This window comes from Microcystis sp. M_OC_Ca_00000000_C217Col, from assembly GCF_007095585.1.
Classification (GTDB): Bacteria; Cyanobacteriota; Cyanobacteriia; order Cyanobacteriales; family Microcystaceae; genus Microcystis; species Microcystis panniformis.
This window is the reverse complement of sequence record NZ_SFBV01000160.1, coordinates 1-12,416: the sequence shown is the minus strand read 5'-3', so window position 1 is coordinate 12,416 and position 12,416 is coordinate 1. Positions and strand designations below refer to the sequence as shown.

Genomic DNA, 12,416 nt, shown 5'->3' with positions numbered 1-12,416 from the left:
TTTTAGTTTTTCTATTAAGCTCAACATATATTTAAAAAGTTGCCGGTCACTTCTCATTTTACCTGATATTGATCGCTTTTACTTTTGATATTCTGATGGGAGAATGAAACAGCCCTACCTTATCAAGGGGGGCAGGGGGGATCAGAGGCAAAATCTATCTTCAATTTAATTATAACTACTTACTTACCTACATTAATCTCATTCCGAGATTTCGATCGAACTCACCACTCTTTGCCAACGTTTTTTCCAGTGGCTAGTCGGTTCTAAATCAGAGAGAGCCTGTTCGCTGCGACGACGTTGTATGATAACTTCGGCTGGGTCGGTTAAAGTCGCGTCTCGATAGGGAATAGCGGCTTTAGTTTGCAGATGTTCCCGTTCCTGTGCCGATAGAGATGGGGGTAAGGACAAAAAACTGGCTATTGTCCCTGGCGATCGCCGTCCGACGCTATCGGTGGCTCCAATCTGCAATCCTGCTAATTGTAAAGCCCTTCGCACCGAGGCAGCACAGGAATAGGTGACTAAATAACCCGTCGGACTCAGACATTTGGCCACTAAAGCTAAAAACTCCACCGTCCACAGTTGCGGACATTTACCCGGGGAAAAGGGATCGAGAAAAATTGCCTCTGCTTGAAAACCCGCCTCAATCACCTTGGTTATCGTCTGTCGCGCATCCCCGATTAACAGTTTAGCGGTGAGATTAGGCAAGTCTAGCCGGTGATTATGGGCAAAATCGTTTAAATATTGGGGAATTGGTTGACTCCAACTATTTAAGAGATTTTCTCTAATAGCTGCTAGGGGAACCATTTGATCGCTTTCCAAAGCTAATAATTCTACCCGACAATCCCCCCTAACTTGCCAAATGGCCGCTAAGGCTGCGGCGGCATTATACCCTAAGCCGTAACAAATGTCAAGAATTTTCAGATTATTGCTCTGGTCTGCTTTCGCTGCCAGACGACTGGAGAGGATAAATTTTTTCTCAGCCTCTTCCCTTGCCCCGGAGGTAGAATGATAACATTCGCCGAATTCGGTCGAAAAAAAGGTATAAGAACCATCCTCAGTGACTTTTTGCGGGTAAGCTTCGGGGGAGACAAGCATGGTGATGGAGAATGTCTTTGAGGTGAATATCGGTTTCTAGCAAGCAAGCGTGACCACTATTGGGCAGAATCGTTAATTTTGCGGCGGGTAACTGCTGAATTAGGCGTTTAGCCTCCGCTACCGATGGTAACAGTCGATCTCCTTGACTGGCTATCACTAACACCTCCAATTGCAGATCTTTTAACTCGCTGGCACTAACCTGAAACCGTTGTAACTGGGATAAACGCCAGCTAATCGTCTTCGGTGGGACGTATTGCATGGCTTTGAGGAGAGAGCGGCGATCTTCCCTGGATATTCGACCCAGAGCGGCGAGAAAGGGTAAAATAGTTAGTGCCGAGCTGCCGTGGATGAAATCGGGCATTATCTGGGTGATACCGATTCCCAAGCTTAAAAGAGGTCTTTGATTAAAAGAAGAAGCGGGGTTAATTAAAATCAGTTTTTTAATTAATTTTGGTGATTTTGTCGCTATTTTCAAGGCTAAACAGCCACCAAAAGACTCACCGCAGAGATAGACTTTTCTCGATTGTCCCTTTAATTCCTGTGCCAATAAAGCAATCACGCAATCGCTTAATTCCTCCCAATCACCGAGATATTGCGGGGAAATCGCCAAACAACGCAGATCGAAGTAAGGAGCAAGGTTTTTAATCTGACGATGGTAGAGTTGGCCGCTGCCATCCATTCCGGGTAAAAATACAAACAGGGGATAATCGGGACGGGGATGACGGGGAATAATCCAACTGACAGTTTGTTCCATTGTGCAACAAGCGCGATCGATGTTAAAAAAGTTTTTTCTAGTTATCTATACTTAAGGATAATTAATGTTAGAGAGATTTGCCAATTTTAATAGTAAGACTAACCCCCAACCTATGGATGGTTTCTCCCTGCTCCCCAATCCCTGATAACTGATAACTGATAACTGGATTAACTGAGCTAAATTTTTAGGCCGCTGCTAAATTAGCAGCCACGAAATCCCAATTAACCAACTTGGTTAAAAAGTCGCTGATGTAATCGGGACGACGATTTTGGTAGTCGAGATAATAAGCGTGTTCCCACACATCCATAGTTAAGAGGGGAACCTGTCCGGCGGTTAAAGGATTGTCAGCGTTGCCGGTTTTGGTAACTTTGAGAGTACCGTTATCGAGAACCAACCAAGCCCAACCGCTACCGAATTGAGTAGCGCCCGCAGTTTTGAAAGCTTCGACAAATTTCTCGAAACTACCGAAATCTGCGTTAATTTTAGCGGCTAAAGCACCGGTAGGCGCACCGCCACCACCCGGTTTCATGCAGTCCCAATAAAAACTATGATTCCATGCTTGGGCGGCATTGTTGAAAACCCCAGCTTTAGAGGCATCACCAGCAACCTTAACGATAACTTCTTCTAAAGAGAGAGCATCGAGTTCCGTATCTTTGACCAAACCGTTATAGTTATTGACATAAGCGGCGTGGTGCTTGTCGTGGTGGAATTCTAGGGTACTTTTGGTGATACAAGGCTCTAAGGCAGTGTAATCGTAGGGTAAAGGGGGAAGTGTGTAAGCCATGTGTGGTTCTTTATATCCTCTCTTGAGAGCTTGTTTAAGTTAGTGTTGATAAAACTTTACATACTCGATCATAGCACCGAAGGAGACTTGATCAGTGATCAGTGATCAGCTTTTTCTCCCTTCTCCCTTCTCCCCCATCACCCCAACCCTAACTCCTGACTGATAACTGATTACTGATAACTGATAACTGAAAAATCACCCCAACCCCCATCGACCGTCTCCTAAATCCTGAGAAGATTACCAAACAATGTTAAAATAATTCCCGTACTGTAGGCGCTTGCAGATTCCTGTGGGCGTGGCAGGGCGGGAGAAAAATGATTCCGTTCGGAATTAAACCAAAAAAGCTCCACTGGCAACGGCAGTAGATTTTATCTCACTGGGTTGACTGGTTGGCACTTCCTCAAATTACGGATCAATACAAAATTATCATTTACAGATCTTTCTTGGTAACTTATGGCACAGCGTACACGCTTAGGTGAAATCCTTCGTCCCCTCAATTCGGAATATGGTAAAGTTTCCCCCGGTTGGGGAACTACCTTGCTGATGGGAGTGTTTATGGCTCTGTTTTTAGTCTTTTTGCTGATTATTTTACAGATCTACAACTCCTCCCTAATTTTAGAAGGATTTAATGTAGATTGGGGTCAGTAAGCAGATTCCAACAATCTTGTCGGCATTTTTGGACGCAGAATTGTCCCGCAGACTTTAGCAGGTGGGTTATTGCCCACCGCGATTTTTTTATTAGGAGCAGAAAAATGAATATTTTTGGGATTGGATTGCCGGAAATGGGGTTAATTCTCTTGATTGCCCTGCTAGTTTTCGGACCGAAAAAATTACCAGAAATCGGTCGCAGTTTAGGCAAAACGATTCGAGGATTTCAAGAAGCATCCAAGGAATTTGAAAGTGAATTTAAGCGAGAGGCCCAGCAGATTGAAGACTCGGTAAAAATCAAAGCGGAATTAGAAGAAAGTCAATCTCCTAGGGATCAAACTCGTTCCAGTTAAAAACTGTGTAGAGATGTAGAGTAGGTCAAATTCGAGGCTATCCGCTAGATTAACATCGAGAATGACCAAATCGAGGTTAAATTGGCAGTTTTACCATCGGCCACCATTTCTACTTGTTAGTTTTTTTGACCGAGAAAGGGGTAAATCAGGTTTCGGAGCGCAAAATCGTCTTTAAACATGATAATTTTGGCAGCAGTCACAGCCATAGTTGAATGAGTAGGCAGAATATATCATTAGTTTGAGAATTCCCAGAAGGCAAGGAAAAAATGACTATTTCCTTGCTATAAGTATTGTAAATGTCAAGAGTGTTAACTGAATGTCTATAGTGGTATCCCCCGAACAAGTCCATCAAATCGTCAACAACCTCCATCACGATCCCTTTGAGGTTTTGGGGGCCCATCCCCTAGAAGAAGAAGGAAAAGTCAATAAATGGGTTGTTAGAGCCTATTTACCGAAAACCACGGCCGCTTGGGTTATTTTACCGTCCCAAAGACAAGAATATCCCATGACGACCGCTTATCACCCCCATTTTTTCGAGTGCGTTATCGATATCAGTGAACTGAACAATTATCAATTACGCATCCACGAGGGAGAACAGGAACGAGTAATCTATGATTCCTATGCCTTCCGTTCTGCCAAACTGAGCGATTTTGATTTACACCTGTTTGGGGAGGGCAACCATCATCGCATTTATGAAAAATTAGGGGCGCATTTAGCCGAAATCGAGGGTATTAAAGGGGTTTATTTTGCCGTTTGGGCCCCTAATGCTCGCAACGTCTCGATTATTGGTGATTTTAATAGCTGGGATGGTCGTGATCACCAAATGCGGAAACGTAATAATATGGTCTGGGAATTGTTTATCCCGGAAATCGGTGTTGGCACTAAATATAAATACGAGATCAAAAATTGGGAAGGTCATATTTACGAAAAATCTGATCCCTACGGTTTTGCCCAAGAAGTACGCCCGAAAACCGCCTCGATCGTGGCCAATTTAGATAGCTATACTTGGGATGATAGCGATTGGATGGAAAAACGCCGCCATAGCGATCCTTTAACTCAACCGGTTTCCGTTTACGAATTACACCTCGGTTCTTGGCTGCACGCTTCTAGTGCCGAACCACCCCGTTTACTTTCCGGGGAAGGGGAACCGGTTCCCGTGTCGGAATGGAACACTGGGGCGCGCTTTTTGAGTTACTACGAGTTAGCCCAAAAACTAATTCCCTACGTTAAAGAATTAGGTTACACCCATATCGAATTATTACCGATCGCCGAGCATCCTTTTGATGGTTCTTGGGGTTATCAAGTGACGGGTTATTTTGCCCCCACCAGTCGCTACGGCAATCCTGAAGATTTCATGTATTTTGTCGATCAATGTCACCAAAATGGCCTTGGTGTGCTAGTGGATTGGGTCCCCGGTCACTTCCCCAAAGATGGCCACGGGTTAGCTTTCTTTGATGGTACTCATCTTTATGAACACGGCGACCCGCGCAAAGGGGAACACAAGGAATGGGGAACCTTAATTTTTAACTACGGTCGCAACGAAGTCAGAAATTTCCTGGTGGCTAATGCCCTATTTTGGTTCGATAAGTACCATATTGACGGTATTCGCGTGGATGCGGTGGCTTCTATGCTCTATCTCGATTATTGTCGTAAAGATGGGGAATGGGTGGCCAACGAGTACGGTGGCCGGGAGAATTTAGAGGCCGCCGAATTCCTGCGTCAAGTCAATCATGTAATTTTTAGCTATTTCCCCGGAATTCTGTCAATTGCCGAAGAATCCACCGCTTGGCCGATGGTGTCCTGGCCCACCTATATGGGCGGTTTAGGCTTTAATTTGAAGTGGAATATGGGCTGGATGCACGATATGCTCGATTATTTCGGCATGGATCCCTGGTTCCGTCAATTCCATCAAAATAATGTCACTTTTAGTATGTGGTATAACCACAGCGAGAATTATATGCTGGCTTTGTCCCACGATGAAGTGGTTCACGGCAAAAGTAATATGATTGGCAAAATGCCGGGGGATGAGTGGCAAAAATTTGCCAATGTCCGGGCATTATTTGGTTATATGTTTACCCACCCCGGCAAGAAAACCATGTTTATGAGCATGGAATTTGGCCAGTGGAGTGAGTGGAATGTTTGGGGTGATTTGGAGTGGGGTCTTTTGCAGTACGAACCCCATCAACAGCTAAAACGCTTTTTTACTGATTTGAACGCCACCTATAAGAGTGAACCTGCTTTATATACCCAGGATTTTGGTCAGGATGGCTTTGAGTGGATCGACTGTAGTGATAATAGTCATAGCGTCGTTTCTTTCCTGCGCTGGAGCAAAAATTGGCAGGAGTTTCTGGTGGTGGTCTGTAATTTTACTCCCCAACCCCACAGCCATTATCGCGTTGGTGTACCCCATCCCGGTTTTTATCAGGAAATCTTTAACAGCGATGCGGGTAAATATGGCGGTAGTAATATGGGCAACCTTGGCGGTAAATGGTCGGAGGAATTGTCCTATCATAGCCGTCCCTACTCGATTGATCTCTGTTTACCGCCTTTAGGGGTTTTAGTTCTCAAAATCAGTCCTAATGCTTCTGGGGAATAGGGGAATAGGGGAATAGGGGAATGGGGAGATGGGGAAATTCAACTAACACCCTAACACCCTAAAACCCCAACACCCCAACCCCTAACAAAAAAATTTAGAGGTCATCTTGCAGAAAGTGGCCTCTTTTTTGGGTGAATTTTCCAGAAACTATTAAGTTGTCAAATTAGCGAGCAGTGTTTGCACCCATTCTTGAGCGAGTTCTTCCACGTTGCCATTACTGTCGAGATGGCTAAGAATATATTTTTGTCGTTGGTGAGCTAATTCAGCGAGACTACCGATATCAACAAAACTTTTTGGCAAACGATCATTCTCAAAGGAATATTGACCGACGTGGTTGGCTTCGATCTGCTGACGATCAATCCAGAATCCCCATCCTTGCGGTGCGGTATTCAGTTCCGAGAGAAATTCTAAGGTCTTCATTGGCGTACTCCTTAGCGGGAATTATCTGGTTTATAACCGCAGAAAGTGGGCATTTTCCTCCGTCGAGCATCAAAACCATAAACAAGCAAAAGTATCTGTATATTTAGTGACTAAATAAGACAGATCCGCCCTGGATGCAGCCCAGAGAAAAGCCAGTCAAAAACTAACCCATCAGGATCACCGTATCGATGACGTGGATCACACCATTATCCGCCTCGATATTACCCGCGACCACCGTGGCATTTTTCACCTCAAAACCTTCGCTACAATCAATGGGAATCGGTGAACCCTCTAGAGAAGTCACTACAGCCAATTTCGCCAAATCTTCCTGCATATATTTGCCCGCAACGACGTGATAGGTGAGAATTCGGGTTAATTGGGGGATATTCTGCACTAGGGTTGTAATCGTCCCGGGGGGCAATTTGGCAAAAGCTTCATCGGTGGGGGCAAAAACCGTGAAGGGGCCGGGACTTTTTAGGGCATCCACAAGATTAGCGGCTTGTACCGCCGTCACTAGCGTTTTAAAATTATCGGCACTGACCGCAATATCGACAATATCTGCCATAAACTTGACTCGATCCTCAAAAAAATCATCTATTTCAGATTTTAAACTTAATCTTGTCCCAAAGATCGTTCTAGGGATGGGGTGTGGGGAAGTAACTGATAACTGATAACTGATAACTGATAACTGATAACTGATAACTGATAACTGATAACTGATAACTGATAACTGATAACTGATAACTGATAACTGATAACTGATAACTGATAACTGACTTCTAACCCGATTTTGGACAAAGATAAGCAAAAATTATTTATTGACTCCAAAAACTTGAGAATATTTAAATTAACATTTCGCAATATTTACAAATTCTTAAGAATTAATTGAGAAAGATTTTTATTTAACAACGATGTTATGAAGGTAACAGCGATTTGATAGAATTTCATAATGGGTTACTCTGTGCTTTTTTGGGCAACAATGGTTGAAACCCTTGCCACATCTACAGGGTGATCCTAATTAAGACGGGTAAATGAGTCAATTTCACCCACAACGATGATCTTTTTTTTGTGTAGTTTTATTGCAAAAAAAAAGTTTTTTTGACAAAAAACACAAAGTATGATAAGTGCGCCAATGTATTTCTGGCTGCGATTAATTATTGCCGAGTGGGGGTTGGGGAAACGGGAAGCTAAATCATTTGTACTAAAATTAATTGAGGTTAAAATCAGAGCATTTCCTGTTTCCAAGTGATCAAATACAGAAAAGCAGCAATTCGATCGAGAAATCGATCAAAACAGCCTAGACTAGAAAAATAATCCTCTATCCTGACAGCTATCCTGTGGAGATTACTTTTTTAGGAACCAGTTCCGGGGTTCCCACTCGTTCGCGTAATGTCTCTAGTATCGCCCTTCGTTTGCCGCAACGGGCGGAAATATGGCTGTTTGACTGTGGAGAAGGAACTCAACACCAGTTACTGCGTAGCGACCTAAAAAGTTCCCAAATCCGACGCATTTTTATCACCCATATGCACGGGGATCATATCTTTGGTTTAATGGGATTGTTAGCCAGTATCGGATTAGCTGGTTCTGCTCAGGATATTGATATCTACGGACCTCCCGGACTAGGGGACTATCTGCGTGCTTGTGCTAAGTATTCCTATACTAATTTCGCCAATCGGGTGCGTGTCCATCCCGTTTCCCCCGGCATACTCTACGAAGATGAAGAATTTACCGTCTCCTGTCAGCTATTAAAACATCGTATTCCCGCCCACGGTTATCGCATCGCCGAAAAAGACCGTCCTGGACGTTTTGATGTGGAAAAAGCCAACGCTTTAGGTATTCCCCCCGGACCAATTTACGGCAAGCTGAAAAAAGGGGAAACTGTCACCCTTCCCGATGGCAGAAAAATTCGCGGTCAGTCCCTCTGCGGGGAAACGGAAATCGGCCGTAAAATAGCCTATTGTACCGATACTATTTTCTGTGAAGGCTCGATCGAATTGGCACGGGATGCAGATGTGCTAATTCATGAGGCGACTTTTGCTCACCAAGATGCCGGATTAGCCTTTGAAAGTGTTCATTCCACTTCGACGATGGCAGCCCAGGTGGCCTTGGCAGCCCAGGTAAAATTGTTATTAATGACCCATTTTAGTCCCCGTTATCTACCGGGGAATTCTCTGGATATTTCCAATCTGTTAGAGGAAGCGCGGGCAATTTTTCCTAACACTAAATTAGCCTACGATTTCCTCACCTACGAAGTCCCCCGCAACCGTCAAGAAATGGTCTTAGGAGTTAAATAATTATGCCAGCAGCAGTAGAAGAAAAAAGCATGGTTCCCACGGTTTTAGTGGGTATTGGTGGCACGGGTAACGAAATTTTATCGCGATTGCGTCGCTTAATCGAGGAAAGTTATGGCAGTTTGAGTAATTTTCCGATTGTCAGTTTTTTGGTGGTTGACACGGATAAGGATTATAAAATCAGTAATCCTGAAGCTGCTGGCAGTGCTTTTAAAGATAACGAAAAACACTGGGCCCGGGTGAGTGGAAAACAGGTACAGGAGATGGTATCTGACATGGATAGATATCCCTGGATTAATAGTTGGTTTCCCCCGGAATTAGAGAGAAATATTACTTCCCTAGAAGCGGGAGCGGGACAAATTCGCGCCTGTGGCCGTTTTGCTTTATTTTGTAATTATCATGAGATCCAAAGAAAATTTCTGGACGCGGTGAGACGGGTAAAGGGACAAGAAAACTTTATGCTTGATCGCTATGGAATTAAAGTTAGTAATAGTGCTATTAATGTCTTTACCACGGGGTCTTTAAACGGTGGTACGGGTAGCGGAATGTTAATCGATCTAGGCTACTGTATTCGTAATTGGTTACGAGGAGAAAGTAGTCCTTTAAGTACGGCAATTGTTCCCACTCCTGAAGCATTTGCGGGGATTAGTGTCGGCGATCGAGTTTTGGCTAATGGTTACGCTGCTCTGATGGAATTAAATTACTTTTCTGACTACAGAACCGAATATCATCAACAGTTTAGCAGTGGTTTGGTCGATGAAGTTGTTAGTAAATTACCCCCCTTTGATTTTACCTATTTAGTGGGGACAAAAAACGGAGAAGGTGATTTTAAACTCAGTCAAATTCGGGAAATGATCGCCCAAAATATCTTCCTAGATATGACCTCTGATTTTGCCCCCCATAAGCGTTCCATTAGAGATAATATTAAGGGTTCTTGGGCGCAAGCTGACCCGGGGGGTCGCGGTTATCCTAAGCAATTTATGAGTTTTGGGCTATCAACTATTGAAATTCCTCTTGCCCAAATTCGTGCTTCCTTATCGGAACGTTTAGCCAAAGATTTAATTAATTGGTGGCTGAATGATTCCGTGATTTTACCCGCTCAAATGTTGGACTTAGTCAGAGGTGATATCCTCAAGAGAATGCGCTTGAGCGAAGGGGAATTAATTATGGATTTATGTGCCGACAAGGATCGCTCTTTAATTGCCATAATCTCCCAATGGACTAACGAAACTCGTCAGGAAATTAATCAAGATAATTGGCTCTCTTGTACCAAACAGGGGGTTAATATTTTAGGCAATGAACAGGGTAAAATTCTGCAATTTATTAATGATTATTTGACACCAAGAGTCGAGGAATTTAAACGCAATCATTTACTAGAATTGAGTCCCGATGAACGGCTGCACGGCGATTACCTGAAAAAGATTTATAATAACCGGGATGAAATTATTCAACGGGGTAAAAAGTCCCTAGAAATGGAGTTTTATAATATCCTTGAGGATCGGAACCGTGGGGTAAAATTTGCCGAGAGTTTTATTGTTTTAGTACGACAAATCTTCACCGACATAGCAGAAAAATTCCGTCGCGATCAAGAACAGGTTTGGAGTCAAAACGAAAGTAAACGTCAACGGGAATACGATACAGCCTTAGCGGAAATTAATGATCTGAAAGATAAACTTCATATCTCCAAAAAAGATAAGATGGAAGAATATTGTGAACAAGCTTTAACGGGATTGGAAGGCTATTTAATGGCCAATATTCAACGAAAAACCAGAGGTGCAGGAGTAGAGGTTATTAATCGTTTATTGGAACATCTTAATCAATTAGAAAGCCGTTTTAATCGCTTTCGTCAGAAATTAATTCAAAGTCGCGATCTATTTAATCTCCAAGCTAATCAACAGATTGATAGTGCCGATGCTTTGTTAATTAATGGGATTAAATTATTTGACAGACAAGAATTAAATAGTCTTTATCAAGACTTTATCGAACAATTTGCCTCGGGGATTGCTGGTAACAAAAATGCCTACGATACGGGTATGGATAACCTTTGTTTACCCCTCTCAGAAGAGATTTTAAAGCAATCTAGCCCCCTCTGGAAAGAAACGCGCCGCACCGATGAAAATATGCGTTTATTTGACATCACCGAGATTGCCGATATTCGTCAAGGTGATTTTCAAAAAGTTATCCTAAACCAAGCTAATCAACTCCTACAAAATGCTCCCGCTAGTAGTCGAATTCAGCAGGAATTAGCCGCTTGCGATCGCTTGTTAAAAATTTATAACAACGATGCCGAGATTATCAATAATCTTCGCATTGCCTACCAAAAATCGCGACCCCTAATTATGCTCAATCCTGCGGTTTTGCGGGGAAAAGATGCGGGTTTTACACCGCAATTAAATCAAAATGTTGCCCTGATTGGGGGAAGAAATACCAATAACCCAGCAGCCCAAAAAATTATGCCGAAACTGCGGGAATTTATCCCCAACGAAGACGATATTAAACCCTTAGCAGAAGTGGAAAAACATCGTCTTGTCTTCGTGCAGGAAATTGGCGGTTTTTCCCTACGCTGTCTGGAGGGAATGCGAGAGCTGCGGCAATCCTATCAGGACTGGAAAGGAGAATTTATTCTCGCTAAACGCGCCCAACAAATGGGGGAAAATCGCGATTTACCCATCCCCGTACATATCCAAAAGGAACCGCCTTTCTGGGATGTTTTTCCCGAAGATCCGAGTATTTATCAATTGGTGGTGACAGCCCGAGCTTTGAAAGTGCTTTTTCCAGAAGTCAATCGAGTCACTAATGAGAAAACAATTCGCTATGAAATTAAAACCGCAACGGGATTAAAAAAAGTCGATATCGCCACCAGTTGGGAAGATGCGGTACAGGTGTTAGAAGTAAAAGCTTGTCGCGAAGATAAGGAAAAAATTCAAAGTCAGGTGACAGCTAAGTTACAGGCTGCAGCCACTCCTGAGAAAAAACAAGCTTTGTATCGGACTTTCATTGACTATTTACAACAACGATCCGAGGAGTTAACAGGAGGAAAAGATAATACAGAATATAAACGGGAAGATGCAATTATTTTGCAGTTAATCCATAACTATAAGTTGGATAGCGGTGGAGAAATTCCTCTTTCTCCGGTGACGGAAGTGGCTAACCCAGCTTTAATTATCTGCGGTAATTGTGGACACAAAAACCCGCCTTCGTCTAATTTTTGTTCTAAGTGTGGGGCGAAATTAGTTAAGTAGAAATTAGATTTTGGGTTTGATCCCCCCTGCCCCCCTTGATAAGGGGGGTGCCGATAGGCGGGGGGATCCTCCTTGATAAGGGTAGGGTTGATTCATTTAAATTAAGTACAGCTAATTTTGAGTCAATAAATTTGACCGAATATTCTCAAGTTTATCTTGTTCTAACCAAAAGAGTTAGTCACAATAACTAATATTTAATCCTCTGCCAATATTTATTATGAATAAATTGATAA

General features: G+C 43.1%; 11 protein-coding genes. 5 read left to right on the top strand and 6 right to left on the bottom strand.

The window, feature by feature from the left end; all coding sequences use genetic code 11:
- Positions 1-198: 198 nt before the first annotated feature.
- The 3 genes from EWV66_RS09400 to EWV66_RS09390 all read right to left on the bottom strand — a co-directional run bounded on the left by EWV66_RS09400 (position 199) and on the right by EWV66_RS09390 (position 2,633).
- Entirely contained in the window at positions 199-1,095 is an 897-nt protein-coding gene (locus EWV66_RS09400; RefSeq protein ID WP_052276788.1) for a tRNA (5-methylaminomethyl-2-thiouridine)(34)-methyltransferase MnmD, read from the bottom strand.
- Positions 1,055-1,849, bottom strand: a complete 795-nt coding sequence (locus EWV66_RS09395; protein WP_052276789.1) for an alpha/beta fold hydrolase — start codon at positions 1,847-1,849, stop codon at positions 1,055-1,057. The genes EWV66_RS09400 and EWV66_RS09395 overlap by 41 nt, the downstream gene beginning before the upstream one ends.
- Positions 1,850-2,033: 184 nt before the next feature.
- On the bottom strand, positions 2,034-2,633 hold the full coding sequence (locus tag EWV66_RS09390) for a superoxide dismutase (protein WP_002765257.1): 600 nt from the start codon (positions 2,631-2,633) through the stop codon (positions 2,034-2,036).
- Between the two features lie 453 nt (positions 2,634-3,086).
- Here EWV66_RS09390 and psbH point away from each other — a divergent pair, with 453 nt between their 5' ends.
- The 3 genes from psbH to glgB all read left to right on the top strand — a co-directional run bounded on the left by psbH (position 3,087) and on the right by glgB (position 6,230).
- Complete coding sequence (gene psbH, locus EWV66_RS09385; protein WP_002736544.1) at positions 3,087-3,281, top strand: photosystem II reaction center phosphoprotein PsbH; 195 nt, start codon at positions 3,087-3,089, stop codon at positions 3,279-3,281.
- A 104-nt stretch (positions 3,282-3,385) separates the two neighbouring features.
- Positions 3,386-3,634 (top strand): TatA/E family twin arginine-targeting protein translocase, encoded by a 249-nt coding sequence (locus EWV66_RS09380; RefSeq protein ID WP_002743526.1) that lies wholly within the window; start codon positions 3,386-3,388, stop codon positions 3,632-3,634.
- A 316-nt stretch (positions 3,635-3,950) separates the two neighbouring features.
- Positions 3,951-6,230 (top strand): 1,4-alpha-glucan branching enzyme, encoded by a 2,280-nt coding sequence (glgB, locus tag EWV66_RS09375; RefSeq protein WP_287107553.1) that lies wholly within the window; start codon positions 3,951-3,953, stop codon positions 6,228-6,230.
- Between the two features lie 150 nt (positions 6,231-6,380).
- On the opposite strand, the gene EWV66_RS09370 is transcribed toward glgB, so the two are convergent.
- From EWV66_RS09370 to EWV66_RS09360, 3 genes are all read right to left on the bottom strand, one after another.
- Positions 6,381-6,650, bottom strand: coding sequence for a hypothetical protein (locus EWV66_RS09370; RefSeq protein WP_052276791.1), 270 nt, complete (start codon positions 6,648-6,650; stop codon positions 6,381-6,383).
- Between the two features lie 163 nt (positions 6,651-6,813).
- On the bottom strand, positions 6,814-7,215 hold the full coding sequence (locus tag EWV66_RS09365; protein ID WP_002803963.1) for a fasciclin domain-containing protein: 402 nt from the start codon (positions 7,213-7,215) through the stop codon (positions 6,814-6,816).
- 47 nt (positions 7,216-7,262) lie between these two features.
- Entirely contained in the window at positions 7,263-7,448 is a 186-nt protein-coding gene (locus EWV66_RS09360; RefSeq protein WP_287115943.1) for a hypothetical protein, read from the bottom strand.
- 539 nt (positions 7,449-7,987) lie between these two features.
- Here EWV66_RS09360 and EWV66_RS09355 point away from each other — a divergent pair.
- Positions 7,988-8,944, top strand: coding sequence for a ribonuclease Z (locus EWV66_RS09355; protein WP_185239379.1), 957 nt, complete (start codon positions 7,988-7,990; stop codon positions 8,942-8,944).
- A gap of 2 nt (positions 8,945-8,946) precedes the next feature.
- Positions 8,947-12,183 carry a tubulin-like doman-containing protein gene (locus EWV66_RS09350; RefSeq protein WP_287107550.1) on the top strand — a complete coding sequence of 1,079 codons (3,237 nt, stop codon included), beginning with the start codon at positions 8,947-8,949 and terminating at the stop codon, positions 12,181-12,183.
- Positions 12,184-12,416 lie beyond the last annotated feature (233 nt).

Excerpts from the sequence above, each read along its gene's own strand:
- EWV66_RS09400 (WP_052276788.1), bottom strand. The coding sequence starts at position 1,095 with ATGCTTGTCTCCCCCGAAGCTTACCCGCAAAAAGTCACTGAGGATGGT.
- EWV66_RS09395 (WP_052276789.1), bottom strand. The coding sequence starts at position 1,849 with ATGGAACAAACTGTCAGTTGGATTATTCCCCGTCATCCCCGTCCCGAT.
- EWV66_RS09390 (WP_002765257.1), bottom strand. The coding sequence starts at position 2,633 with ATGGCTTACACACTTCCCCCTTTACCCTACGATTACACTGCCTTAGAG.
- psbH (WP_002736544.1), top strand. The coding sequence starts at position 3,087 with ATGGCACAGCGTACACGCTTAGGTGAAATCCTTCGTCCCCTCAATTCG.
- EWV66_RS09380 (WP_002743526.1), top strand. The coding sequence starts at position 3,386 with ATGAATATTTTTGGGATTGGATTGCCGGAAATGGGGTTAATTCTCTTG.
- glgB (WP_287107553.1), top strand. The coding sequence starts at position 3,951 with ATGTCTATAGTGGTATCCCCCGAACAAGTCCATCAAATCGTCAACAAC.
- EWV66_RS09370 (WP_052276791.1), bottom strand. The coding sequence starts at position 6,650 with ATGAAGACCTTAGAATTTCTCTCGGAACTGAATACCGCACCGCAAGGA.
- EWV66_RS09365 (WP_002803963.1), bottom strand. The coding sequence starts at position 7,215 with ATGGCAGATATTGTCGATATTGCGGTCAGTGCCGATAATTTTAAAACG.
- EWV66_RS09350 (WP_287107550.1), top strand. The coding sequence starts at position 8,947 with ATGCCAGCAGCAGTAGAAGAAAAAAGCATGGTTCCCACGGTTTTAGTG.